20 protein-coding genes are annotated in these 24,737 nt (G+C 68.6%); 4 read left to right on the plus strand and 16 right to left on the minus strand.

Features of this window, described 5'->3' with window-relative positions:
* Positions 1 to 54: 54 nt before the first annotated feature.
* From ASG69_RS11925 to ASG69_RS11965, 9 genes are all read right to left on the minus strand, one after another.
* Positions 55 to 774, minus strand: coding sequence for an AMP-binding protein (locus ASG69_RS11925; protein ID WP_056444942.1), 720 nt, complete (start codon positions 772 to 774; stop codon positions 55 to 57).
* A gap of 120 nt (positions 775 to 894) precedes the next feature.
* The gene (locus ASG69_RS11930; RefSeq protein ID WP_037185313.1) at positions 895 to 1,728 is read right to left on the minus strand and encodes an IclR family transcriptional regulator; all 834 of its coding nucleotides are present in this window, start codon (positions 1,726 to 1,728) and stop codon (positions 895 to 897) included.
* 31 nt (positions 1,729 to 1,759) lie between these two features.
* Entirely contained in the window at positions 1,760 to 3,664 is a 1,905-nt protein-coding gene (locus tag ASG69_RS11935) for a DUF294 nucleotidyltransferase-like domain-containing protein (RefSeq protein WP_056444945.1), read from the minus strand.
* The gene (locus tag ASG69_RS11940) at positions 3,642 to 5,159 is read right to left on the minus strand and encodes a GMC family oxidoreductase (RefSeq protein WP_027505097.1); all 1,518 of its coding nucleotides are present in this window, start codon (positions 5,157 to 5,159) and stop codon (positions 3,642 to 3,644) included. The genes ASG69_RS11935 and ASG69_RS11940 overlap by 23 nt, the downstream gene beginning before the upstream one ends.
* Positions 5,156 to 6,700, minus strand: a complete 1,545-nt coding sequence (locus tag ASG69_RS11945; protein WP_056444948.1) for an APC family permease — start codon at positions 6,698 to 6,700, stop codon at positions 5,156 to 5,158. The genes ASG69_RS11940 and ASG69_RS11945 overlap by 4 nt, the downstream gene beginning before the upstream one ends.
* 30 nt (positions 6,701 to 6,730) lie before the next feature.
* Entirely contained in the window at positions 6,731 to 8,263 is a 1,533-nt protein-coding gene (locus ASG69_RS11950) for an aldehyde dehydrogenase family protein (protein ID WP_056444951.1), read from the minus strand.
* 23 nt (positions 8,264 to 8,286) lie between these two features.
* The gene (locus ASG69_RS11955; RefSeq protein WP_056444954.1) at positions 8,287 to 9,444 is read right to left on the minus strand and encodes an aromatic ring-hydroxylating oxygenase subunit alpha; all 1,158 of its coding nucleotides are present in this window, start codon (positions 9,442 to 9,444) and stop codon (positions 8,287 to 8,289) included.
* A complete protein-coding gene (gene solA, locus ASG69_RS11960) occupies positions 9,441 to 10,583 on the minus strand; it encodes an N-methyl-L-tryptophan oxidase (protein ID WP_027505093.1) in 1,143 nt (380 codons plus the stop codon). The genes ASG69_RS11955 and solA overlap by 4 nt, the downstream gene beginning before the upstream one ends.
* Entirely contained in the window at positions 10,580 to 13,054 is a 2,475-nt protein-coding gene (locus ASG69_RS11965) for a GcvT family protein (protein ID WP_082544491.1), read from the minus strand. The genes solA and ASG69_RS11965 overlap by 4 nt, the downstream gene beginning before the upstream one ends.
* A gap of 212 nt (positions 13,055 to 13,266) precedes the next feature.
* Between ASG69_RS11965 and ASG69_RS11970 the strand changes: the two genes are divergently transcribed.
* From ASG69_RS11970 to ASG69_RS11980, 3 genes are all read left to right on the plus strand, one after another.
* A complete protein-coding gene (locus ASG69_RS11970; protein ID WP_056445305.1) occupies positions 13,267 to 13,596 on the plus strand; it encodes a bifunctional 3-phenylpropionate/cinnamic acid dioxygenase ferredoxin subunit in 330 nt (109 codons plus the stop codon).
* Positions 13,593 to 14,762 (plus strand): NAD(P)/FAD-dependent oxidoreductase, encoded by a 1,170-nt coding sequence (locus ASG69_RS11975; RefSeq protein WP_056444955.1) that lies wholly within the window; start codon positions 13,593 to 13,595, stop codon positions 14,760 to 14,762. Before ASG69_RS11970 ends, ASG69_RS11975 begins: the two co-directional genes overlap by 4 nt.
* A gap of 120 nt (positions 14,763 to 14,882) precedes the next feature.
* On the plus strand, positions 14,883 to 15,965 hold the full coding sequence (locus tag ASG69_RS11980; protein ID WP_056444959.1) for a fused (3R)-hydroxyacyl-ACP dehydratase subunits HadA/HadB: 1,083 nt from the start codon (positions 14,883 to 14,885) through the stop codon (positions 15,963 to 15,965).
* 6 nt (positions 15,966 to 15,971) lie between these two features.
* On the opposite strand, the gene ASG69_RS11985 is transcribed toward ASG69_RS11980, so the two are convergent.
* The 4 genes from ASG69_RS11985 to ASG69_RS12000 all read right to left on the minus strand — a co-directional run bounded on the left by ASG69_RS11985 (position 15,972) and on the right by ASG69_RS12000 (position 21,360).
* A complete protein-coding gene (locus ASG69_RS11985) occupies positions 15,972 to 17,276 on the minus strand; it encodes a M16 family metallopeptidase (RefSeq protein WP_051613192.1) in 1,305 nt (434 codons plus the stop codon).
* A gap of 61 nt (positions 17,277 to 17,337) precedes the next feature.
* The gene (locus ASG69_RS11990; RefSeq protein WP_056445309.1) at positions 17,338 to 19,620 is read right to left on the minus strand and encodes a polyribonucleotide nucleotidyltransferase; all 2,283 of its coding nucleotides are present in this window, start codon (positions 19,618 to 19,620) and stop codon (positions 17,338 to 17,340) included.
* 361 nt (positions 19,621 to 19,981) lie between these two features.
* Positions 19,982 to 20,251, minus strand: a complete 270-nt coding sequence (rpsO, locus tag ASG69_RS11995) for a 30S ribosomal protein S15 (protein ID WP_027505086.1) — start codon at positions 20,249 to 20,251, stop codon at positions 19,982 to 19,984.
* A gap of 140 nt (positions 20,252 to 20,391) precedes the next feature.
* Positions 20,392 to 21,360, minus strand: coding sequence for a bifunctional riboflavin kinase/FAD synthetase (locus ASG69_RS12000; RefSeq protein ID WP_156380500.1), 969 nt, complete (start codon positions 21,358 to 21,360; stop codon positions 20,392 to 20,394).
* A 66-nt stretch (positions 21,361 to 21,426) separates the two neighbouring features.
* On the opposite strand from ASG69_RS12000, the gene ASG69_RS12005 reads away from it, so the two are divergent.
* Positions 21,427 to 22,095, plus strand: coding sequence for a metal-dependent transcriptional regulator (locus ASG69_RS12005; RefSeq protein WP_056444966.1), 669 nt, complete (start codon positions 21,427 to 21,429; stop codon positions 22,093 to 22,095).
* Positions 22,096 to 22,117: 22 nt separating this feature from the next.
* Here the strand turns inward: ASG69_RS12005 and truB are convergent, their stop codons facing one another.
* From truB to ASG69_RS12020, 3 genes are read right to left on the minus strand one after another with little or no spacing between them, the layout of a single operon-like run.
* On the minus strand, positions 22,118 to 23,035 hold the full coding sequence (gene truB / locus ASG69_RS12010; protein WP_056444968.1) for a tRNA pseudouridine(55) synthase TruB: 918 nt from the start codon (positions 23,033 to 23,035) through the stop codon (positions 22,118 to 22,120).
* 47 nt (positions 23,036 to 23,082) lie between these two features.
* Positions 23,083 to 23,757 carry a 4'-phosphopantetheinyl transferase family protein gene (locus ASG69_RS12015; protein WP_056445312.1) on the minus strand — a complete coding sequence of 225 codons (675 nt, stop codon included), beginning with the start codon at positions 23,755 to 23,757 and terminating at the stop codon, positions 23,083 to 23,085.
* Positions 23,758 to 23,777: 20 nt separating this feature from the next.
* Positions 23,778 to 24,737 (minus strand): metallophosphoesterase family protein, encoded by a 960-nt coding sequence (locus tag ASG69_RS12020; protein ID WP_056444971.1) that lies wholly within the window; start codon positions 24,735 to 24,737, stop codon positions 23,778 to 23,780.

Genomic DNA, 24,737 nt, shown 5'->3' on the forward strand with positions numbered 1-24,737 from the left:
CGCCACAGTGTGCCCCGACGGACGCGGACGTGCATCGCACCGGAGGCCCGGGCGTCACACCGCCGCGGGAAATCCCCGTCCGGGCGCGCTGACGGTGCAGCCGGTGACCAGACCGGCCAGAAGTCCGACGAGACCCGCGACCGAGGCCGACGGGTGGGACAGGTCGAAGAGAGTGCCCGGCGCGAGACCCGCACGGACGGCGAGATCGGACACCGACGCGGCCAACTCCTCGTGCGTGACGGTGACGCGTCCGGTCGTGCCCGGACCGAGCGCGACGAGGGCGGGCCGCCAGGCGTCGAGTGCGGTGGGCCGGCCGGCTTCGGTGAGACCCTGATCCCAGGCGGGCGACTCCCACCAGACACCCTCGTGATCCACGACGGCGTCGCGACGAGCATCGAACGTCACCGACGCGGCCGGTACGGCACCGACGGCCGCGCAGGCGTGCGCGCGGAGCACGTCGGGAAGTTCGGCGTCGACGGCGAACAGGGGATGCCCGGAGGCGAGGACGGCCAGGACGGAGGTGACCGCGTCGACCGAGCCGTCGGCGAGTACGGCGAGCGGGACGCGGTCGCGGGAGTGGGCACGGCGCAGCGCGGCTCCGCGGTTTCTGGCGGCCACGGCGAGCTCGCCGTAGGTGATCGAGTCGGCGGGTGAGACCAGCGCGAGACTCGACGGGTTCCGCCGCGCCACCGCGTCGATCGCCGCGACGACACCGCTCTGGAGCGCCGACGACGGCGGTGCGTCGAGCACGCCGCGCGGGTGGAGACCGGTCATACCGCAACACCGCCAACTGCCGAGGAAACTATCGGCGATCAGGTCAAGGACTCCATAACCATACCTGAAGTATGTTTCCATTCGTAACACTCACCCCCGAGACTGTGAGAAGTCACGGTGTCAGTCGCCGCCGTATCCCAGCTTGCGGCTGATCTCGAGGGCCGCACTCATCGCGTCCGCCGCGACGGACGCGAAGTCGTCCGGTTCGAGCCGGTAGGCCGGACCCGAGACGCTGAGCGCAGCCACGACGTCCCCGGTGTGGTCACGCACGGGCGCGGACACCGCGTTCAGACCGATCTCGAGTTCCTCACGCACTGAGGCCCAGCCCCGCGAGCGCACCGCCTCGAGCTCCTGCTCCAGCGCGGTCGACGAGGTCACCGTGGTCTCCGTGAAGGAGTCCAACCGGGACGGGAGGCGCCGACGTACCTCGTCCCGCGACAGTCCGCTGAGGAGAATCTTCCCGCTCGACGTGGCGTGGACCGGGCTGCCCTGGCCCACCCACGTACGCAGCGCGACCTCGGACTCGGACCGAGCCTTGACGATGTTCACGGCGCGGTCCTCGTCGAGCACCGCGAGGTTGGTGGTCTCCCCCACCTTCTCGGCCAACATGTCGCAGATGCCCTGCGCTGCCTTCGCGAGGTCGCGTTCGGCCGTCGCGGACCCGGCGAGGCGGACGATGGTGAACCCCAGCCGGTACTTGCCCCGTTCACCCACCTGCTCCACGAAGCCGCGGGCGTCCAACACCCCCAGCAGCCGCGAGACGGTGGACTTGTGCACCCCGAGTTCGTCGGCGATGGCCGTGACACCTGCCGTCCCGAGTCGAGCGACGATCTCGAGGACCTCGAGAGCGCGGTCGACCGACTGCACCGCGGTACCGCGCGTCACCGCTCTCCCCGCGTCGTCGCCGTCGTCGGTGCCGGACGTGTCGGACACGGAGATCTCGGAAGAAGCCATGATGGTGTCCGATTCTATCCGGCACCGGGTGTCAGCGGTCGCGCACCGCGCGGGGCACGGGGACACCGACGGTGGACGCCACGTGGCCCACCCTGCGCTGGACCGACGCGATCTCCCGGATCGCGTCCATCACCATGCTGCGCTCGAGGGGTGTCAGCTCACCGAGGGCCACGACGTCCGTCGGGGTGCGCCCGTCGCTCAGGCAGTCCACCTGATGGCCGAAACGCAGGTGCTGCAGCCGCTCGAACACGTCGACGAGCACGCGTGAGTCCGGTTCCGACAGCAATCCGTTGCCCGCCGCCGCGGTCAGCCGGGCGGGTGTCGACGCGCAGGCGACGCCGACACTCATACCGCCCCACCGCGCCAGGTTCACGATCGGCGACACCGCGTGCGACTTGAGATCCACCGTCGTACCGCGCCGCGCGAGCACGTCCCGCACCGACCGCACCCGTGCTCGGGTGGCCAGCGCATCGCGGAGCTGGAGCCGCAGCGCCTCGGGATGCTCGACGGCCATCTCGCGGTACGCGTCCGGAACCGAGTGGAGATCGGGATCGCCCCACACCACCCGGCCGTCGACCAGGAGCGAGGACATGACGATGCCGCGATCGCCCAGGGGGTCGTCGAGCCAGCCGCTCGCGGCGGCGCGCCACGCGGAGGCCGATCGGGCGAAGCGGGGGCTGGACGCGATCGCGTTGTTGGTGTCGGCGGGCAGTCCACAGGCGTCGAGCGTGCGGTGCACGGCGCGGGCAAGGCCGCGGAGCGCCTCCTCTCGGCCGGCGAGGCCGTCGCTCCACGACAACGCGCTGTCGACGTCGGACGACGGCATCGCCTCCCGTCGTCCGACGCTTCCCAGCGACAACCACGCGAGATCTCGGCCGCGCAGCGGGGTCGGCGATGCCGCGATCGCCAGCTCCACGGCACGACGGACGAGGGCGTCCACCACCACGGACAGGATCCCGGACGCGGCCCCCGCGGTGGTCCCGGTGCGCCACAGGTCGACGATCAGCGGACGCAGACCCGCACTCACCCCGATCAACGCGTCGGTGGACACGGCTGCCTCGACGTGCCGACGCAACGAGAAGCTGCGGGTGGTCGAGTTGGCCAGCAGATCGGCGCTCTCGAGGACACCGACCAGACCGCCCCGGACATCGACGACCGGCATGTGTTGCACGCCGAGCTCGAGCATCTCGAGCAGGACGCCGGTGGGCGTCCGGTCCGCGTCCACCACGGCCGCGGGCACTGTCATGACGGATCCGATCCGTGTGTCCACCGGCACACCGGCGGCGACCACCCGAGTCCGCAGGTCTCGATCGGTGAAGATGCCGTACCGGCCCCGCGTCGTCGGGATCACCACGCACGACGACCCGCGCTCCGTCATCAGGCAGACCGCGTCGCGGATCGAGGTGTCGGCGTCCACGGTCGCCGCCGCACGACGCACGAGGGCGGCCGCGGTGCCGCCGGGCGCCGCCGACAGACCGGCGCCGTCGGGACTCGGTGAGGCGATGGACCGGCCGCCGAAGGACTGCGCGATCGTGCGAGCCAGGTACGTCACGCCCGCGGGGCTCGCGAACACCGGTCGCACGGACGGACCCTGCAGGCGCACGACGACCGAAGGCCGCGCCGCCGTCGCCGTGAAGGTCGTGCGCAGACCGACGAGCATGGCCGAGAAGCCGAACAACCCACCCGGCTCGATCGTGTCGAGCGGCGCGGCGCCGTCGACGTCGTCGGGGTGCAGCAGGTCGACGCTGCCGGACCACACCACCCACACCGCGTCGATGTCGTCGACACCCGGTCCGACCACGACGTCGCCCGCCGCGTACTCGGCGGTGGACGCCGTCGCCGCCAGATCGGCGAGATCGCTTCTGGTCAGCGAGTCGAACGGAGAGTGACCGGCGAGGAATTCTGCGAGCGTGTCAGCCGGTGACGAGGTCGGCACACCGTTCCGCCATCGTCATCACCGTGATGTTCGGGTTCACCGCCGGCAGCTTCGGCATCGCCGACGCATCGACCACCCGCAGATTGTGCACGCCCTTGACGCGCAATTCGGGATCGAGCACCGCCATCGGATCCGACGCGGCACCCATCTTCGCGGTGCCGGCCGGGTGATACACGGTGTTGTGAGTGCGATGCACGTAGTCGAGGAGATCGTCGTCGGTGACGGCGTCCGGCCCCGGCGCCAACTCGCGGGCGATCCAGTCCTTCAGCTGCGGCTGGTCGGCGATGCGTCGAGCGAGCTTGAGACCCGCGAGCATCACGCGGTCGTCGTGCCCCTCGCTGTCGGTGAAGTACCGCGGATCGACCTTGGCGCGATCACGGAAATCGCGTGAGCGCAGTCGGACGGTTCCGCGTGAACGGCCCTGTGTCACATTGGGAGTCAGGCAGAAGCCGTTGTCCGTGGTGGGGTAGCCCCAGCGCAGGGTGTTCATGTCGAACGGCACGCTGCCGTAGTGCATCATCACGTCCGGATACGTCAGATCGTCCTCGGTCGTGGCGAACAGGCCGATCTCCCACCACTGCGACGACGTGGTGACCATGGGCTTCGACGCCTCCCAGAACACCAGGCCCTCGACGTGGTCGTCGAGGTTCGCGCCGACGCCCGCCGAGTCGACACGCACCGGAATTCCCATCTCGCGCAGGTGCACCGAGGGCCCGATTCCCGACAGCATCAACAGTTTCGGAGTGTCGATCGCACCCGCGGTGACAATGACCTCACGGCGTGCGGAGACGACGTCGTGCCCCGTCAGATCAGGACGCTGATACCGCACTCCGGTGGCCGTGAGCGAGTCGTCGATGACGATCTCGCTGACCCAGCAGCCCGTGCGGACCTCGAGATTGGGGCGCGTCGCCATGATCGGATGCAGGTACGCGTGCGAGGTGGACATGCGCAACCCGTCGTCGGACGAGTTGATCTGGAACCAGCCGGCCCCGTTGAGCACCGTCTCACCGCGATTGAACTGCACGGTCGGCAGTCCCACGCCGGCCGCGGACTCGAGGACGGCGGCACCACACGGATCGAGTGGCGGAACGTCCCGCAGCGTCACCGGTCCGGTGACGCGCGAGACGTACGGGAGGATCGACTCGGCGTTCCAGCCCGTGGCGCCCATGGCCTCCCAGTCGTCCAGGATTCCGGCCGGTGGATGGAACGCGATGCACGAGTTGTGAGACGAGCAGCCGCCCAACACCTTCGCCCGCGCGTGGCGCATGAAGCTGTTGCCGCGTTCCTGCGGCTCGACGGGATAGTCCCAGTCGTAGCCGGAGTCGAGCAGATGCATCCACCGGTCGAGCACCAGGATGTCGTCGTTCCCGACGTCCGTGGGTCCCGCCTCGACCAGACACACGGTCACGGTGGGATCCTCGCTGAGGCGTGCGGCGAGAACACATCCCGCAGTTCCGCCGCCCGCGATGACGTAATCGAAGATCGCGTCCGTCATACCTTCTCGCCTTCCGCCGTACCCGCTGTGGTGGTCGCTGCGTGTGACGTCAACGTACCGATGTGTCCGCGACCGACGGTGAAATACCACAGATATCCGAGCCCGAGGATGACACCGATGTAGACGAACGCACCCCAGGTGTTGTACCAGGGTGTCCCGTAGACGGCTTCGCGCGGCCACGCCAGATTCAGCGCCATGCCGGCGCCCCACACGACCGCAAAAATGTTGACGGGCAGACCCCAGCGACCCATCGTGAAGTAGCCACCCTCCTGCAGGTCCTTCGGCGGCCACTCGCCCTTCAGTCGCTTCTTCAAGAGCGGTCCCGTGACCATCAGATACGCCAGGTAGATCATGATGATCGCGATCGACGTGAGCACCGTGAAGATCTTGGGCTGCCCCACGTTGATCACGAGGATCAGGATCGAGAGCAGACCGATCACGACGGCGGGCACCACGGGCGTCTGGTACTTCGGATGCACGGTGGCCAGCCGCTCGCCGAACGGCAGCGCGTTGTCGCGCGCCATCGCGAAGGTGAGGCGGATCGCCGCCGTGTGCACCGCGAGCGAGCACACCGTGACGGCCACCAGGATGCAGATCAGGAACACCGTTCCCAGGGGTCCGGACAGCACCGAGGTGACGATGGACTGCAGTCCACCCTGCGGCGTGCCCAGCTCGGGATCGTTCAGATCCGGCGCAGCCATGACGGCGAACACGAGGATGGCGCCGCCGATGACGAACGACGCGAGGATGGCCCGCAGGATCGCCTTGGGGGCGGTACGCCGCGGTTCGACGGTCTCCTCACCGAGCGAGCTCGCCGTGTCGAAGCCGTACATCACGTAGCCCGACGCCAGCGACGCCACGAGGAACGCGCCCAGGTACCCGGCACTCTCCTCGGTTCCGTACCCGTTGGTGGAGAAGAAGATCTCCGGGCCGCGCTGAATGTTGAACGCCAGGATCACGGCGATGAGCACGGCCGCGACGAGTTCGATGAAGACGCCGGCACTGTTGATCCGCGCCATCAAGCGGATGCCCGCGGCGTTCACCAGAGTCGTGAACGCGATCATGATGGTGCCGAGAACGACGGCATTGGTGGCGTAGTCGTACTCCCCCGTGCCGTCCCCGATGAGCTGGAAGCCGGACCACAACCGAGGCAGGTTCACCTGCAGGGCGAGCACCACCGCCGACAACGTGACGATCGACGCGGTGAGCATGAGCCACCCCGACGACCATCCGACGATGCGGCTGCCGAGCAGCTTCGCCCAGTTGTAGACCGAGCCCGCCACCGGATACTTGGCCGCGAGTTCCATGAAACACAGCGCCACGGCCATCTGCCCGACGAAGACGATGGGCCAGGACCACAGATAAGCCGGGCCCGCGGACCCGAATCCGAAGTAGAACAGCTGGAACGTGCCGGTCAGGATCGAGATGTAGCTGACGCCGGCCGCGAAACTCGCGAATTTGCCCAGACTGCGGTCGAGAGATTCCTTGTATCCGAAATCGCCGAGACCGCCGTCCTCGACGTCGGAAGTGGAAGACACCATGTCGCCTCGCTCACGTGAGAATGGAAGAAACTAGCTGGTGGTGGTGCCGAACCAGTCCGCCCGAGGTGCTGCGGTGTTGTTCCAGATGTGCTTGGTCTCCTGGTACTCGTGGAGTCCCGCGGGCCCGAGTTCGCGCCCGTTGCCCGACTTCTTGAAACCGCCCCACTCGGCCGCGGCCGTGTAGTACCCGAAGTCGTTGAGCCACACAGTTCCGTGTCGCAGCCCGCGCACCATGCGTTCGCCGCGTTCGGGATCGGTGGTGCGCACACCGGCCGCGAGACCGTAGTCCGTGTCGTTGCCCAGTCGCAGTGCCTCTTCCTCGGTGGTGAACCGTTCGACGGTCAGTATGGGCCCGAACGTCTCGAGCTGCACGATGTCCATCTCACGAGAGCAGTGGTCGAACACCGTGGGCAGGAAGTAACTTCCGTCCGCCAGAGCCGGATCGGACGGTGCGCGGCCGCCCGTGCGCAGAACTGCACCCTCCGCGAGGGCGGTCTCGACGAACGCCTCCATCTTGTCGCGCTGAGTCGTGGAGACCAGTGGCCCCGTCTCGCTGGACGGATCCGTTCCCGGTCCCATCCGGATGGCTTCGGCGCGGCGCACGATCTCGTCGACGAACCGATCCGCCACCGAGTCCTCGACGATGAGACGTGTTCCGGCCGAACACACCTGGCCGGAGTGCAGGAAAACGCCGGTGAGCACCTGGTCGACGGAGGCGTCGAACGTGTCCTCGTCGGCGGCGTCCGCGAACACGATGTGCGGATTCTTGCCCCCGAGTTCCACCGCCACCTTGGTCACGTGCGGCGCGGCACTCGCGAGGATCGCACTGCCGGTCGCCAGTCCACCGGTGAACGACACGAAGTCGACGTCCGGATTGTCCGTGAGCGCCGGCCCGATGGTCGCGCCGCTGCCCTGCACCAGATTGACGACACCGTCCGGCACCCCCGCTTCCTCCAGCAGGTGGGTGAACGCGATGGTGCTCAGCGGGGTGACCTCGCTCGGCTTGAGCACCATCGTGCAGCCGGCAGCCAGCGCAGGCGCGATCTTCCACGAGATCTGCAGCAGAGGGTAGTTCCAGGGCGCGATCATCACGCAGACACCGATCGGCTCGTGCACCACGCGCGAGATGACCGCAGGATCACCCACGTCGACGAGACGATCGCTCGAGACGGCGGCGAGCTGAGCGTAGTACCGGAACACCGAGGTGACGTCGTCGATGTCGATGCGGCTCTCCGCCAACGTCTTCCCGGTGTCGAGGGTCTCGATGACCGACAGTCGCTCCTTGTCGCGCTGCAGGAGATCCGCCACGCGGTCGAGCACCGCACAGCGTTCCGCGACCGGGGTTGCGGGCCAGTCGCCGCGATCGAAGGTGGCACGGGCCGCGGCGACGGCGGCGCGGGCGTCGTCCGGCGAGGCCTCGTCGACCGACACCAGGACGCGACCGGTCGCGGGGTCGATGCAGTCTCGGGTCTCCCCCGAGGTGGCAGGGACCCACTCACCCCCGATGAGGAGAACGCGCTCGAACAGTGTCGGATCGACGTCGTGCTCGGTCTGTTGATTCACTGCCCCACCCTTTCACCGATCGGTCACCCCTGCAGGCGCCCGTCCTCCCGCAGGCGTTCCGCCAGCCAGTCGTGGAAGAGCCCGATGTGATGCTCGGCCGGCACCAGAACGCCACCGTCACGGTATGCCCGTGAGCTCATCGCCGGTTGGGTTCGCTCACATGCGTCGAAATCCTGCACGTTGACGCGATGGAACAACTCGACCGATCGGCTGACGTCGCGGCCGGACTCGACGACGTCCCGCGTGTACAGCCAGTCGCACTCGACGACGGTGCGGTCCGCGGACACCGGGTACATGCGGTGCAGGATCACGTGGTCGGGAACCAGGTTGACGAAGACGGTCGGCTTGATCGTGATGGCGTAGTACCGCCGGTCCTGATCCTCCGAGAGCGTCGGCAGGGCGCCGAACCCCGCGGACCCGTCCACGGTGAATCCGTCGATCTCCGCGCCGAACTCCGCACCGTGGCCGACGAAGTACTGGGCCGCGAGCCCGTCCGCGAACTCGGGGAGGACCTCGGTCAGCTCCGGGTGGATCGTGGCGCAGTGATAGCACTCCATGAAGTTCTCGACGATCAGCTTCCAGTTGGCCGCCACGTCGTAGACCTCGCGGCGACCGAGTTCGAGAGACGGCATGTCGTACCGGTCGATGGCCGTCGGGTCGCCGAGCCGCTCGGTGACCGCGCCGATCACCTCGTCCTCGAAGGACGGCGGCTCGTCCGCAAGGCACAGCCACGCGTAGCCGAGCCACTCCCGGAGCGCGACGGGGATCAGACCCCACTCCGTACGGTCGAGCGGGGCACCGGACCCGTCCGACAACGCGGACAGATTGGGAGCGGCCACGAGCTTCCCGTCCAGCCCGTACGTCCAGGCGTGGTACGGACACTGCAGATTACGCTTGACCTGGCCCGACTCCTCCGTGCAGATCTGTGCGCCGCGGTGACGGCACACGTTGAGGAACGCGCGCAGGACCCCGTCACGCCCGCGCACCACCAGCACGCTCTCGCGGCCCACGTCGACGCGGCGGAAGGCGCCGGGTGCCGCGAGATCGGCACTGCGGACGGCGCAGAACCACATCGTCTCGAACACGTGCTCCTGCTCGGCCAGAAACGTCTCCGCGCTGGTGTACCAGGATCCGGGGAGAGTGGGGATCAACGACTGAGTGCGGGGCGCGGCGCTTGTCATACGGTCACCAATCGGCGGGGATCGAAGAGGGTGATGGGGTGCGCGGTCGTCCCGGTGGTCGCGAGGTCGGCCAGGATCTCACCGACGACGGGCACGAACTTGAAACCGTGGCCGGAGAACCCGCACGCGACGGTGACGTTGGTGGCGTCGGGGTGCCGCGCGATGACGAAGTGCTCGTCCGGAGTGTTGGAGTACATGCACGTCGCGGAGTGCACGCTCGGCCCGTCGAGGCCGGGCACCGTCTGCCGCACCCGGGTCTGCATCGCCTCGATCTCGTGCGGGTGCACCGTACGGTCGATGGTGTCCGGCGTGCACTCGATGCCCTTGCGGAAGAAGGCCACCTTGACGCCGCCGTCGGGACCGTCGATCGCCGGGAAACCGTAGTCCTGCATACCGTCCGCGGCCTCGTGGATGAAGATCGGGTTGTTCTCGTACGCGGCGGTACCGGCGCTCGCGCCGAACCAGTGCAGTACCTGGCGCTCGACGACGATCGGTACCGCGAACTGCTCGAGCAACTGCGGCGCCCAGGCACCGGGGCAGATCACCACCTGGCCCGCCGTGTGGGTCCCCTTGTCGGTGGTGACGGTGACGCCGTCCCCCGACTCCTCCCAGCCGAGCACCGTCTCACCGAACTGCAATGTCGCACCGCGGTTCTCGGCGAGATCCAGATGGGCCTGAACGGTGAGTTCGGGCCTCGCGAAACCCGCGGCGGCCTCGAACAGTGCCACCTCGTCGGGGTCGGGATCGAAGGTGGGGAACGCCTCGCGCACCTGCGCGGCATCCAGGATCTCGTGCGGCAGCGACCATTGCCGTGACGCCAGCAGCGAGCCCGAGAACGTCACCGAGCTCTCGCGCCCGAGGAACAGTCCTCCGGTGATCCGATGCACCTCTTTGCCGGACATGCTCCTCAGTTCGTCCCACAGTTCGTAGGACCGCAGGAGGAGCGGGACGTAGGCCGGGTCCTCGAAGTAGGACTGCCGGATGATCCGCGATCCGCCGTGGCTCGATCCCTTGTCGTGGGCGGGAGTGAATTTCTCGAGCCCCAGCACCCGCTGTCCGCGGTCGGCCAGATGGAAGGCGGCGGCGCTGCCCATGCCGCCGAGTCCGATGACGATGACGTCGTAGCTCACGTGGCTCATCTCCTGATCAGCTGTCCGGCGGGATCGACGACCGCGTCGTCGGACACCGTCGCACCCAGTGCGGCGGCGAAGTAGGTCACCGACACCGCGGTGCCGAGTGGAGTGTCCAGCGGAAGCCAGGCGTACGCGACGCACCGCCCGAGGGTCGCCGACCATCCCGCGCTCGTGACGTACCCGACGGCCGTGCCGTCGAGAGAGACCGGCTCCTTCCCGAGCACCACGGCGTCCGGGTCGTCGAACACGAGGGTCCGCAGCCGTCGCGTCGCGGGCCGAGCGGCCAGGGCCGACCGACCGACGAAGTCCGTGGCGTCCTTGACGGCGAACTCGACGCCCGCGTCGGCCGGGGTGTCCTCGGAGGTCATGTCGTGCCCCCACGCGCGGTACCCCTTCTCGAGTCGCAGGCTGTCGAACGCGAGCCGACCGGCAGCGATCACCCCGTGGTCGGACCCGGCCTCCCACAACAGGTCCCACAGGGCGCCGCCGTACTCGGCGTCGGTGTAGATCTCCCACCCGAGTTCGCCGACGTACGACACCCGCATCATGATCACGGGAATCGCACCGAGGTACGTCCGCACGGCGCGGAAGTAGCCGAAGGCCTTGTGTCCCAAATCCGCGTCGGCCAGCGGTGCCACCATCGCGCGGGCACGGGGACCCCACACTCCGACACAACACGTCGCTCCGGTGACGTCCCGCACCGTCACCGGACCGTCGGGCGTTCCCGTCCTGGCGCGGCGCAGCATCGCATCGAGGTCGAGTGGACCGTTCGCTCCGACGCGATAGTGATCGGCGCCGAGACGCGCGACCGTGAGGTCGCTGCGGATCCCGCCTCTCTCGTCGAGCATCAGCGTGTAGGTGACACGGCCGATCGCGGTGTCCACGTCGTTGGTGGTGAGGTGCTGCAGGAAGTGGGCTGCGCCGGGTCCTTCCACGTCGTACCGGGTGAGCGGTGTCATGTCGTACATCGCGACCCGGCTCCTCGTCACCGCGGCCTCGGCCACGGCGATGTCGGAGAAGTGACGCGCGGACCACTCGTCGCGGACCGGAAGGTGGAACCCGGTCTCGAGGAGCGCCGCGAGTTCGCCCGCGTTGCTCTCGTACCAGGCGGGGCGCTCCCAGCCTCCGCCCTGGACGAAGCGGGCGTCCAGCGCGACCTCCGCGGCGTGGAACGGGCTGCGCCGCAGTCCTCGCAGCGCCGTGCGCTGCTGGCGGGGGTGCACGATGTCGTACACCTCCACGAACGCCTGCGCGCTGGTCGCGGCGATGAAGGCGGGACTGCGCTCGACCGATTCGAAGCGATACAGATCGGACTCGTGGAGGTCGATCTCCGAGGCGCCGTCGATCAGGGTCTGGGCGAGAGCGCGCGCGATACCGGCGGAGTGTGTCACCCACACCGCCTCCGCCACCCAGAAGCCGGCCAGATCCCGGTGCTCCCCGACGATCGAGTGACCGTCGGGAGTGAAGGAGAAGATGCCGTTGAATCCGGATTCGACCTTCGACTCCCGCAGCGCCGGAAGCACTCTCGCGGACTCACGCCAGGCCGGCGCGAAATCGTCCTCGGTGAACGGCAGCATCGACGGCATCGGTGGGGGCGCCACGGACGACGCGTCACCGTCCGCGTCCCACGACAGCGCGCCCATGTCCGCGGGCATCGGGTCGTGGCCGTAGTAGCCGATACCGAGACGATCCCCGTGCTCCCGGTAGTAGAGGTCGCCGTCCTGATGACGAAGGATCGGCAGACCCGCGTCCGTCGCACCGGTGTTCCGGCCGACCAGCGCCTCGATCTGTCCGGTGTAGGCGTACTGGTGCGCCATCGGGACCAGGGGAACCGTGAGTCCCACCGTGCGCCCGAGCTCGGCACCCCAGAAGCCCGCGGCCGACACGACGATGTCCGCCGGCACGTCGCCGTGCGGGGTCCGCACTCCGGTCACACGTCCACTCGCCTGGAGGATCTCGGTCACCGGACTGTCCCCCCGGAACACCGCCCCGCGGGCCTGCGCCGCACGCGCCTGCATCTCGGCGGCCCGCACCGCCCGGGCGAGACCGTCGCTCGGAGTGTGGAACGCGCCGAGCACGACGTCCGGGTCCACGAGCGGGTGCAGAGCCGCTGCGGCCGCGGCGTCGACGAGCCGTCCCTCGATGCCCCACGAGCGCGCCCACCCGGCCTTGCGTTGCAGATCCGTCCACCGAGCTTCGGTCGTCGCGATCTCGAGGCCGCCGAGCGTGTCGAAGCACGGCCCGTCGTCGTGCGTGAGTGCGCGGAACTTGTCGGCCGTGTAGGCCGCGAAGTGGGCCATGGAGCGCGAGGGATTCGTCTGGAACACCAGCCCGGGGGCGTGCGAGGTGGATCCGCCGGTGGAGAACAGCGGCCCCTGGTCGAGCACGGTGACGTCAGTCCACCCACGGGCGGTCAGTTCGTCCGCCAGGGAGGTCCCGACGATGCCGGCGCCGATGACGACGATACGAGGTGTCACGAGCGTCCCCCTGGGACCTGTTGCGATCAGCGCAACGATGGGTGGTTTACGCAACACAGACTCGACGCCCCGGGCCGGGCTGTCAACCCGGCACGCTGTGGTTCGACACACCGGTGCAGCGATTGACGTGGTGGATCGTCCTGGTGCATCCTGTTGCGCAGATCGATCACAGTTGCGATCGACGCAACACCGTCACACTTGCGGGAGGCATCATGCCGGACACCGTTCATCGCGTCGCCGTCTGCTTCGCATCGGCCCTCCCCGTCGGCGAGGTCGCCACCGTCACCCCGCCGGGTCACACCGCGATCTCCGTCTTCCACACCGAGGAGGGCCTCTTCGCGATCGACGACACGTGCACACACCAGGACGCCTCGCTCGCCGACGGATGGGTGGAGAACTGCGCGGTCGAGTGCCCGCTCCACGAGTCGTGCTTCGATCTGCGGACCGGCGCGCCCTCGGGCACACCGGCGAAGACTCCCGTTCGAACCTATGCGGTGCACGTCGTCGACGGCGCGGTCGTGCTCGACCTCCCCGGCTCGTGACGACCCCCGACAGGCCCGACGTCGAGACGGTGAACTCCGTCCTGGTCGTCGGGGCGTCGCTCGCGGGCTCGACCGTCGCGACCGCTCTCCGCGAGGACGGGTTCACGGGTCGCGTCACCGTCGTCGGCGACGAGCCCCACCTGCCGTACGATCGCCCGCCCCTCTCCAAGGCCTTCCTGCAGGGATCGGCTCCCGACCCGTGGCTCGTTCCCGAACCCGATGCGCTCGACGTCGACTGGGTGCTCGGGACACCGGCTGTCGGCATGACCGGGCGGAGCGTGGAGCTCGCGGACGGGCGGGAGGTGAGTGCCGACGTCGTCGTCATCGCGACCGGCGCGCGCGCACGGACCCTGCTGGGCGCCGACGACCTCCGCGGCGTTCACACGCTGCGCACGTTGGACGACGCCGCCGCACTGCGCTCGTCGCTGGCCACGGCGACCACCATGGTGGTGATCGGCGCGGGATTCATCGGAGCCGAGGTGGCCTCCACGGCCGCCGGCCTCGGCATCTCCGTCACCATCGTCGAGGCGTCCACCGCTCCCCTGTCCGGCCCGCTCGGCCTGACGATGGCGGAGGTCTGCGTCGATCTGCATCGTGCGAACGGCGTGACCCTCCTGCTCGGCGCCGCCGTCGACTCTCTCGAGGGCCGCGACGGGGCCGTCACCTCCGTCCTGCTCGGGGACGGGACGGTACTGCCCGCCGACGTCGTGGTGATCGGAATCGGATCGATCCCCAACACGGAGTGGGCGGCAGCGTCCGGCCTCGCCGTCGACGGCGGTTTCGTCACCGACGCGCAGTGCCGCACCACCGTTCCGGGCGTCTACGCGATCGGGGACTGCGCTCGCGCGTTCGACGAGGTGCTGCAGGACCACCATCGCAGCGAACACTGGTCGCACGCGGTCACCCAGGCTCGGCGAGTGGCGCGGTCGATCGTGGGGGCGCAGCCCGCGCCGTCCGGTGTTCCGTATTTCTGGTCGGACCAGTACGGCTCTCGCATCCAGTTCGCCGGCCGTCGCCAGTCGACCGATTCCGTGCGCGTGGTCGAGGGCGACCCGGAGGCCGGCTCGTTCGTCGCCGTGTACGAGCGAGCGGACGACGTCGTCGCCGTCCTGGCGATGAACAACGCCCGATCGTTCACGAGGATGAGGAAGAGCCTCGGGGCCTGATTCTCCGCATGCCGATCAGCATTGGGTGCGTATAACAATCTCGAAGTCGCTTTTCTGTGATCAGCCCGGAGAACTCCGTTGGCACTGCACAGCGCTCGTCGCCGGGGATAGGTTGCCGTCATGACTGCCGAGATCCTGGCCACCGACGCCGTCGCGAGCGACACCACGTTCGACCCGGCGCAGCATGCGCTGGACATGGTGGGCTACCACTACCGCGCCGACGACTACTACGAGGTCGGCCGCGAGAAGGTGCGGGAGTACGCGAAAGCCGTCCGCGACTTCCATCCGGTCCACTGGACCGAGGAGGGCGCACTCGAGGTCGGCTATCCGGCGCTGATGGCGCCGCCCACGTTCTTCTCGCTGGTCGGCATCATCGCCCAGCAGAAGCTGCTCGAGCGCATCGCCACCGGATACGACCTCAGCCGGATGCTGCAGACAGACCAGCATGCCGAGTACTTCGCGCCGATCCTGGCGGGCGACCGGCTCACGTGCGACGTCTCGCTCGACTCCTTCCGCACGGTCGTCGGCCGCGACATGATGGTGACCAAGACCGTCATCACCAACCAGCGCAACGAGCTGGCGCAGATCACGTACACCACACTGCTCATCGGGCGCGCCGACGACGGCGACGACAGCATCGCGGACGTCGCGCGCGGCATGGTCATGAACGGCATGTTCACCCTGTCCACGTCCGACGAGGTGGCCGACGTCAATCCCGGCGGTGACGACCTCGAGACGGTCTACGCCCCGCCCGTCGTCGTCCCGCACACCGGCCATGCCCGTCGGCGCTTCGAGGACGTGGCGGTCGGCGACGCACTGCCCACCAGGACGGTGCTGCTCTCGCGCGGCGATCTCGTGAACTACGCGGGCGTGGTCGGCGACAACAACCCCGTGCACTGGAGCGACCACTTCGCGTCGCTGCTCGAGCTCGACACCGTCGTCGCCCACGGCATGCTCACCATGGGCCTCGGCACCGGCTTCGTGTCCGAGTGGCTCGGCGACCCGGGTGCCCTGAAGGACTGCACCGTGCGCTTCACCAGCCCCGTCATGGTCGACCCGGTGTCCAAGTCGGAGATCGTCATCGACGGCACGGTGAAGTCGAAGGACGAGGCGACCCGGACTGCGGTGGTCTCCATCGACGCCCGCTACAAGGGCAAGCGCATCCTCGGCCACAAGGCGATGGCCACCGTTCACCTGGCCTGAGACGCCTCAGCTCCCGGCCACGGCTCCGCGTACCGAGGCCGGGAGCTTCGTCACCTTCGAGAACGGCCCGACCACGGCGGCCGCCATGGGCCGCGCCAGCAGGGTCCGGGCGACGTCGCGGACCTCGTCGTTGGTCACCTGATCGATGCGCGCGAGCGTCTCCTCCACCGACCTGTGGTCGCCGTAGTTGAGCTCGCTGCGACCGATCCGGTTCATTCTCGATCCGGAATCCTCCAGTCCGAGAACCAGTCCCCCGCGCATGCTCCCCTTCGCGCGAGCGCACTCCGCGTCCGTGATGCCGTCGGTGGCCACCGACGCGAGCACGTCGCGGATCACCGAGGTGACCTCGCCGAGATTCTCGGGCTGGCATCCGGCGTACACCGAGAACGCACCCGTGTCGGAGAACGTGTCCACCGACGAGTACACCGAGTACGCGAGACCGCGCTCCTCCCGGATCTCTTGGAACAGACGCGAACTGAGCCCTCCACCGATGGCGGTGTTCAGAACCGACAACGCCCACCGATGACCCTCGTGGCGTCCGAACGCCCGCACGCCCAGGCACAGGTGCGCCTGTTCACTGTCCCGCGTCGTCAGGCTCAGGGCCGGGCGCGCGGTGATGCGGCCCGCTCCCCCACGCCGCGGTGCCGGTTCGGCGGCACCGGCGATCCGGTCGGCGAAACTGCGACGGACCCCCGCCACCACGTCGTCGTGGTCGACGTTGCCGGCGACCGCCACCACCATGCGCGGCGGGGTGTAGCGCCGAGTGTGGAACGAGTGCAGCTGATTCCGCGTCATGGACTCGATGGACTCCACCGATCCGATGACGGGACGACCGATGGGGTGGTCACCGAACAGCGCGGTGAGGAAGGCGTCACCGAGCAGGTCCTCGGGGTCGTCGTCGCGCATCGAGATCTCCTCGAGCACCACCTGGCGTTCGACATCGACGTCCTCGGCGCGGCAGCGACCGCGGAGCACCACGTCCGCCACCAGGTCGAGTCCGAGGTGCAGGTCCTCGTCGAGCACGTGCGCGTAGAAGCACGTGTGCTCCTTGGACGTGAACGCGTTGAGCTCGCCGCCGACTCCGTCCATCACCTGCGCGATGTCCAGAGCCGTACGGGTGGGGGTGGCCTTGAACAGCAGGTGCTCGAGGAAGTGCGCGGCACCGGCGACGGTCCGGCCCTCGTCGCGCGAACCGACGGCGACCCAGACGCCGACCGAGGCGGACCGCACGCCGGGAACGAACTCCGTGACGACTCGGACGCCGCCCGGCAACACCGTGCGGCGGACGCCGGACGGTTCGGGTGTACGCACACGGCGGCGCGGCCGGGAGCCCGAGAGCTCCGCAGACCGCGCCGCCGCGTTCGTGTACTTCTTACTCAGCGCTGACCTCGTCGGAGGTGGCGACCTGATCGTCGGCCGGCGCAGCGGCTGCCGCGTCGTCCTCGACCGGGACGAGGCTGATCTTGCCGCGGTTGTCGATGTCGGCGATCTCCACGCGGAGCTTCGATCCGACGCTGACGACGTCCTCGACCTTGTTGATGCGCTTGCCGCTGCCCAGCTTGGAGATGTGCACCAGGCCGTCACGACCGGGGAGCAGCGAGACGAACGCGCCGAATGCCGTGGTCTTGACGACGGTTCCGAGGAACCGCTCGCCGACCTTGGGCAGCTGCGGGTTCGCGATGGCGTTGATCATGTCGATCGCAGCCTGTGCGGACGGGCCGTCCGCAGCACCGACGTAGACGGTGCCGTCATCCTCGATCGAGATGTTGGCGCCGGTCTGCTCGGTGATCGAGTTGATCATCTTGCCCTTGGGCCCGATGACCTCGCCGATCTTGTCCACGGGGACCTTGATCGCGGTGACGCGCGGTGCGTACGGGCTCATCTCGTCCGGAGCGTCGATGGCCTCGGCCATGACGTCGAGGATCGTGACGCGCGCGTCCTTGGCCTGCGACAGCGCACCGGCCAGAACCTGCGACGGGATGCCGTCGAGCTTCGTGTCCAACTGCAGGGCGGTGACGAACTCGCGGGTGCCGGCGACCTTGAAGTCCATGTCGCCGAACGCGTCCTCCGCACCGAGAATGTCGGTGAGGGCGACGTAGCGGGTCTCACCGTCGACCTGGTCGGAGACCAGACCCATGGCGATGCCGGCGACCGGTGCCTTCAGCGGCACACCGGCGTTGAGCATGCCCAGCGTCGACGCACAGACCGAGCCCATCGACGTGGAGCCGTTGGAGCTGAGCGCCTCCGAGACCTGACGGATGGCGTAGGGGAACTCCTCCTGGCTGGGGAGCACGGGGAGCAGCGCGCGCTCCGCGAGGGCTCCGTGGCCGATCTCGCGACGCTTCGGCGATCCGACGCGTCCGGTCTCGCCGGTGGAGTACGGCGGGAAGTTGTAGTGGTGCATGTAGCGCTTGCTGGTCTCGGGTCCGAGCGAGTCGATCTGCTGGGCCATCTTGACCATGTCGAGGGTGGTGACGCCCAGGATCTGGGTCTCGCCACGCTCGAACAACGCGCTGCCGTGGGCGCGCGGGATGACGGCGACCTCGGCGGAGAGCTCACGGATGTCCGTGATGCCGCGGCCGTCGATGCGGAACTGGTCCCGCAGGATGCGCTGACGCACGAGCTTCTTGGTCAGCGAGCGGAACGCTGCGCCGATCTCCTTCTCGCGGCCCTCGAACCGGTCGCCCACGCTGGTGAGGATCTGATTCTTGACCTCGTCGAGCTTGCTCTCGCGCTCGGTCTTGCCGGCGATGGTGAGCGCCTCGTTGAGCGGGATCTGAGCCGCACCCTCGACAGCCTCGAACACGTCGGACTGGTACGCGGGGAAGAGCGGGAAGTCGCCGGTGGGCTTGGCGGCCGCCGTGGCGAGCTGCTTCTGCGCCTCGCACAGCGATGCGATGAACGGCTTCGCTGCTTCGAGGCCCTCGGCCACGATGGCCTCGGTGGGCGCCTGCGCGCCGTCCTCGATGAGGGCGATGACCTTCTCGGTCGCCTCGGCCTCGACCATCATGATCGCGACATCGGCGTCCGCACCGGTGCCCGAGACGACGCGGCCGGCGACGACCATGTTGAACACGGCCTTCTCGAGCTGCTCGTTGGTGGGGAACGCGACCCACTGCTTGTCGATCAGGGCGACACGGACGCCGCCGATGGGGCCGGAGAACGGCAGGCCCGCGAGCTGGGTGGACGCCGACGCGGCGTTGATGGCCACGACGTCGTACAGGTCCTTCGGATCGAGGCTCATCACGGTGATGACGACCTGGATCTCGTTGCGCAGTCCGTCGACGAACGTCGGACGCAGCGGCCGGTCGATCAGGCGACAGGTCAGGATGGCGTCGGTGCTGGGGCGTCCCTCACGACGGAAGAACGATCCGGGGATGCGGCCGGCGGCGTACATCCGCTCCTCGACGTCCACCGTGAGCGGGAAGAAGTCGAAGTGGTCCTTGGGGTGCTTCGAGGCGCTGGTGGCCGAGAGCAGCATGGTCTCGTCGTCCAGGTATGCGACGACGGCGCCGGCGGCCTGCTTGGCCAGCCGGCCGGTCTCGAAGCGGATGGTGCGGGTGCCGTACGACCCGTTGTCGATGACGGCGGTGGTCTCGAACACGCCCTCGTCGACCTCGGTGGCCGCGGCGGTGTTCGTGGTTGTCTCTGACATGGAAGTCTTCTCGTCCTCTCGTCTTCGCCGTGCCCACCCGGGCGCGCACTCGAACCCGGTGGTCCGGTGCGGCGTCCCCGAGTCGACGTGCGAGCGGAGGCGGCCCACGATCGAAGTCCCCCGGGCCGGGTCGCGCTCCGCGCGTCCGGAAACCGAGAGACCACTACCGAAGACCGACACCGCGACGTGTGTCGGGGGCGAACGGCTGATGGTGCTCACCGCCGAGTCGGCGGCCTACCTGTGGTGCTGTGCACTCCCGGAGAGGGAGTACTGCTGTGACACTACCGGTCCACGACGAACGGCCGACGAGGAACAGCCGTGGGCTGCCTCGCCGGCGCGATCGCGTGAACCATGACGGAAATTATCGACGCAGTCCCAGACGCTCGATGAGCGAGCGGTACCGCGCGACATCGACCTTCTGCACGTACTTGAGCAGACGACGACGACGACCCACGAGCAGCAGCAGGCCGCGACGCGAGTGGTGATCGTGCTTGTGCACCTTGAGATGCTCGGTGAGATCCTGGATGCGCTTGGTGAGCATCGCCACCTGGGCTTCCGGCGATCCGGTGTCCGTCTCGTGGACGCCGTACTCGCCGAGGATCTGCTTCTTCTGTTCGGTGGTCAAAGCCACAGTGAAACTCCTGATGCAGTGCCGTCCGCGCGTGGATGGTGCCGCACCCGAGGGCGCGGTGTTGCAGCCGCCGCGGACCGCAGCGAACAACAGTCGTCCATCCTACCTCAGTGGCCGAGGCCCGAACGACACCTCTTCATTCAGGCGTCCAGGGCGGCGAGGATGTCGCGGGTACGGTCGACGTCGAGATCCATCTGCGCGATCAGCTCGTCCACCGAGGCGAAGGCCTCCATGCCGCGCAGACGCTCGACGAAGTCCACCGCGACGTGCTGCCCGTAGAGATCGGCGTCGCCGTCCAGGACGAACGCCTCCACCGTGCGGGTGCGTCCCGAGAACGTGGGATTGGTCCCCACCGACACCGCTGCGCGACAACGCTTTCCGGGAGTCACGGTACCCATGATCGGTCCGGGTCCGAGCACCGTGAACCACGACGCGTACACCCCGTCCGCCGGGATGGCGGCGTGCATGGGCGGCTTGACGTTGGCCGTGGGGTAGCCGATGGTGCGGCCACGGCCGTCACCGTGCACCACCACGCCCTCGACTCGGTGGGGTCGACCGAGCGCGTCGGCGGCGGCCGCGACGTCACCGGCGTCGACGCAGGCGCGAATGTAGGTGGAGGAGAACGTGACCGACTCCTCGGCCAGCAGAGTGACACCGTCGACCGCGAACCCGAACCGCGTGCCGGCGGACCGGAGCAGATCGACGTTGCCGGCGGCCTTCTTGCCGAACGTGAAGTTCTCCCCCACCACGACCTCGGCGGCGTGCAGCCGCTCGACGAGGATGTCGTGGATGTAGCGATCGGGGGTGAGCTTCATGAACTCCGGCGTGAAAGGCATGACGCAGAAGACGTCGATGCCCAGTTCCTCGGCCAGTTCGGCACGCCGGGTGAGGGTGGTCAGCTGGGCCGGGTGACTGCCCGGACGCACCACTTCCATCGGATGCGGATCGAAGGTCATGAGCACACTCGGCACTCCGCGTGCCGCCGCCGATGTCACGGCGCGGTCGATCAATTGGGCGTGGCCGCGGTGTACGCCGTCGAACACGCCGATCGTCAGAACACATCTGCCCCAGTCGGCCGGGACATCGTCGAGACCTCGCCATCTCTCCACGACCAGGAGCCTACGGGCCGACGATCGACCGGTCACGTCCGGCGCACCGACGGCTAAGCTGTCGGCGTGCCAGCCCCTGCCCTCTCCACCGTCGCGCAGGACTACCTCAAGGTCATCTGGACCGCGAGCGAGTACTCCGACGAGCCGGTGAGCACCAAGATGCTCGCCTCCCGGATGTGCGTCTCGCCGTCCACGGTCTCCGAGGCCGTACGCAAACTCGCCGATCAGGGCCTCGTCGACCACGCCCGCTACGGGTCCATCACACTCACCGAGGCCGGGCGGCGCGCCGCCATCGGCATGGTCCGCAGGCATCGGCTCATCGAGACCTGGCTGGTCGAGGAGATGAGCTACGGCTGGGACGAGGTGCACGACGAGGCCGAGGTGCTCGAACACGCGGTGTCGGACCTGCTCGTCGAGCGCATCGACGCCAAACTCGGTCGGCCGTCACGCGACCCGCACGGTGATCCCATCCCTACCATCGACGGCACCATTCCCGCGCCGCCGGCGGTACCGCTCAGCGATTTCGTCGCGGGCCAGAAGGGCCACGTCACCCGCATCTCCGACTCGGATCCGGACATGTTGCGGTACTTCGATTCCATCGGCATCACCCTCGACCTGTCGATCACGATGGTCGAGCGCCGCGACTTCGCCGGGACCGTGGCCGTGCAGGTGGCCGACACGGTACTCGACCTGGGTCATGTTGCCGCCGAGGCGATCTGGATGACCACGGACTGACGCCGGACCGCCCCGGACGAACTCAGGGGCGCAGCGTGGCCGGCCGCACGACCATCACGGTGCTGGCCCGCTTGCCGCGTTCCTGCACCAGGGCGATGGTGTGGCCGTTCTCGTCCAGTGCCGCGTAGATGCCGGGCATCCCGATCGGGTCGAGCCAGCGTCCCTGGCTCAACGATTCGGCCTCGTCCGACGTGACCGTCCGGTGCGGGAACGCCGTGCGAGCGGCAGCGTCGATGTCGAGGCTCACGTGCGGGTCGTCCCGCACCTCGTCGAGAGTGCGGGCGTGCTCCAACGTGAACGGTCCGACCCGGGTGCGCCGCAACGCGGTCAGGTGGCCGCCGACGCCCAGGGACGCACCCAGGTCTCGCGCGAGCGCCCGCACGTAGGTCCCGGACGTGCACTCGACGTGGACGTCCAGATCGATCACGTCGCTCCCCCGGCGACGCTCCAGGACGTCGAAGCGGGAGACGGTGACCGTGCGCGGTTCGAGCACGACGTCCTCGCCCTCCCGAACGAGAGCGTGGGCGCGCTTGCCGTCCACCTTGATGGCGCTGACACTCGACGGGACCTGACTGATCTTCCCGGTCAGCGCGGCGACGGCCTCGTCGATCCCGGAGTCCGTCACCGCACTCGTGTCCGCCGTCGACACCGTCTCGCCCTCGGCGTCGTCGGTGGTGGTGGCGGCTCCGAGGCGGACGGTCGCGGTGTACTCCTTGGTGGTCAGCGAGAGCAGACCCAGCATCTTGGTCGCTCGCTCGACACCGAGCACCAGCACCCCCGTCGCCATGGGATCGAGCGTGCCGGCGTGTCCGATGCGGCGCGTCTTCAAGGCCTTGCGACAGGCGGAGACGACGTCGTGGCTGGTGACTCCGCCACTCTTGTCCACCACCAGAAGTCCGGCGCCGTCGAGTCCTGTGGGGGGTTTGGGGTGAGCTGGCACGAGGGAGAAGTCTGTCAGAAGATCGCGGGAAGGCCGGAGGCCGGCCGTCAGAAGACCGTGATCGCAGTGACGACGAGGCCGTCGGAGACGGCCCAGCGTCCGTCGAAGGAGGTGAGCGGTGCGCCGCTGGTGGTGTCGCCGGGGACCAGCAGCCGGGAGCGGAAGGTACCGGTGACGGTCGAGCGTCCCGCCGAGTCGGCATCGCGCTCGAAGGTGATGTGCGCGTCCTCGAATCCGAGCCACCGCCCGGTCAGCGGGTACCAGGCCTTGTACGTCGCCTCCTTCGCGCAGAACAGCAATTTGTCCCACTGCACCTCGTCGTCGGTGCGGGTGGCCAGGACCTCACGCTCGGCCTCGATGCTCACGGCTTTCAGCACGCCGTCCGGCAGCGGTTCGTGCGGTTCCGCGTCGATGCCCACCGAGCGGACCTGCAACGCGTAGCCCACGGCGGCGGCGCGATAGCCGTCGCAGTGCGTGAGCGAGCCGACGACGCCGCCCGGCCACACCGGCGATCCCATCTCGCCGCGCAGGATCGGACCGGGCTCGAGTCCGAGCCGCCCCATCGCGAGTCGGGCGCAGTGCCGCGCCGAGGTGAACTCGCGCTTGCGCTTGTCGACGGCCTTCTCCACGAGATGCGCCTCGCGGGGGTGCGGGGTGAGACCGGGCGGATCCTCGAACAGCTCCTCGGCGACGACGCCGCGCGCGAGCAGCCCGCCGAGCAGGGAGGTCTCTCGTGCCGTCGTCACAGTCGCTTCTCCGCTCGCATCTTCTCCACTTCCGCTTCCATCTCCGGCGTGACCGTGAAGTGGCCGCCGAACTTGTTCAACGATCCCGGCGGGTACTCGGGGACCGGAAGGATCTGTCGCAGCACCTGATCCGGGAGTCCGCGGCGTTTCCACTCGCGCGGGTAGCCCACCGACACCTCCTCGAACCGGACGCCGTCGTAGTACGTCGTCCGTGGGATGTGGAGGTGGCCGTAGACCGCACACAGGGCGTTGTAGCGGGTGTGCCAGTCCTTGGTCGCCGTGGTTCCGCACCAGAGGGCGAACTCGGGATAGAACAGCACCTCGGTGGGCTGCCGCACCAGCGGCCAGTGGTTGATCAGCACCGTCGGGATCGAGGTGTCCACCTCGGCCAACCGCTTCTCGGTGATCGCCAGCCGCGCCGCGCACCACGCGTCGAGGGATGCGTAGGGCGTCGGGGTGATGAGGAACTCGTCGGTGGCCACCACGTTGCGGCTGCGCGCCAGCGCCAGACCGTCGAGCTTGTTCGTGGTGCCCGCGGGCAGGAACGAGTAGTCGTACAACACGAACATCGGCACCAGCGTGACGGGGCCCATATATCCCGACCGGCCTCCGGCCTGCCCGACCTCGCCCTCCCACACGGGGAACGGGTCCTCGGGCGTCAGCACACCCAGTTCCCGGCACATCGTGACCAGGTAGTCGTAACGCGCCTCACCGTGCATCTGTACCGGGTCCTTGACCGTGGTCCACAGCTCGTGGTTTCCCGGCACCCAGATCACGGTGTCGAACTTCGACTTCAGCTCGGCGAGCGCCCAGCGGATGTCGTCCGTCTTCTCCGACACGTCTCCGGCGACGATCAGCCAGTCCTCGGGGCTCTCCGGTTCGATGGCCTCGGTGACGGGCCGGTTGCCCTTGTGACCGACGTGGATGTCGCTGACGGCCCACAACTTGGCTGGCAC

The organism is Rhodococcus sp. Leaf225 (assembly GCF_001426145.1).
Lineage (GTDB): Bacteria > Actinomycetota > Actinomycetes > Mycobacteriales > Mycobacteriaceae > Rhodococcoides.

Coding starts and splice junctions, on each gene's coding strand:
- ASG69_RS11925 (WP_056444942.1), bottom strand. CDS start 774: ATGACCGGTCTCCACCCGCGCGGCGTGCTCGACGCACCGCCGTCGTCG.
- ASG69_RS11930 (WP_037185313.1), bottom strand. CDS start 1,728: ATGGCTTCTTCCGAGATCTCCGTGTCCGACACGTCCGGCACCGACGAC.
- ASG69_RS11940 (WP_027505097.1), bottom strand. CDS start 5,159: ATGACGGACGCGATCTTCGATTACGTCATCGCGGGCGGCGGAACTGCG.
- ASG69_RS11945 (WP_056444948.1), bottom strand. CDS start 6,700: ATGGTGTCTTCCACTTCCGACGTCGAGGACGGCGGTCTCGGCGATTTC.
- ASG69_RS11955 (WP_056444954.1), bottom strand. CDS start 9,444: ATGACAAGCGCCGCGCCCCGCACTCAGTCGTTGATCCCCACTCTCCCC.
- solA (WP_027505093.1), bottom strand. CDS start 10,583: ATGAGCCACGTGAGCTACGACGTCATCGTCATCGGACTCGGCGGCATG.
- ASG69_RS11970 (WP_056445305.1), top strand. CDS start 13,267: ATGCCGGACACCGTTCATCGCGTCGCCGTCTGCTTCGCATCGGCCCTC.
- ASG69_RS11980 (WP_056444959.1), top strand. CDS start 14,883: ATGACTGCCGAGATCCTGGCCACCGACGCCGTCGCGAGCGACACCACG.
- ASG69_RS11990 (WP_056445309.1), bottom strand. CDS start 19,620: ATGTCAGAGACAACCACGAACACCGCCGCGGCCACCGAGGTCGACGAG.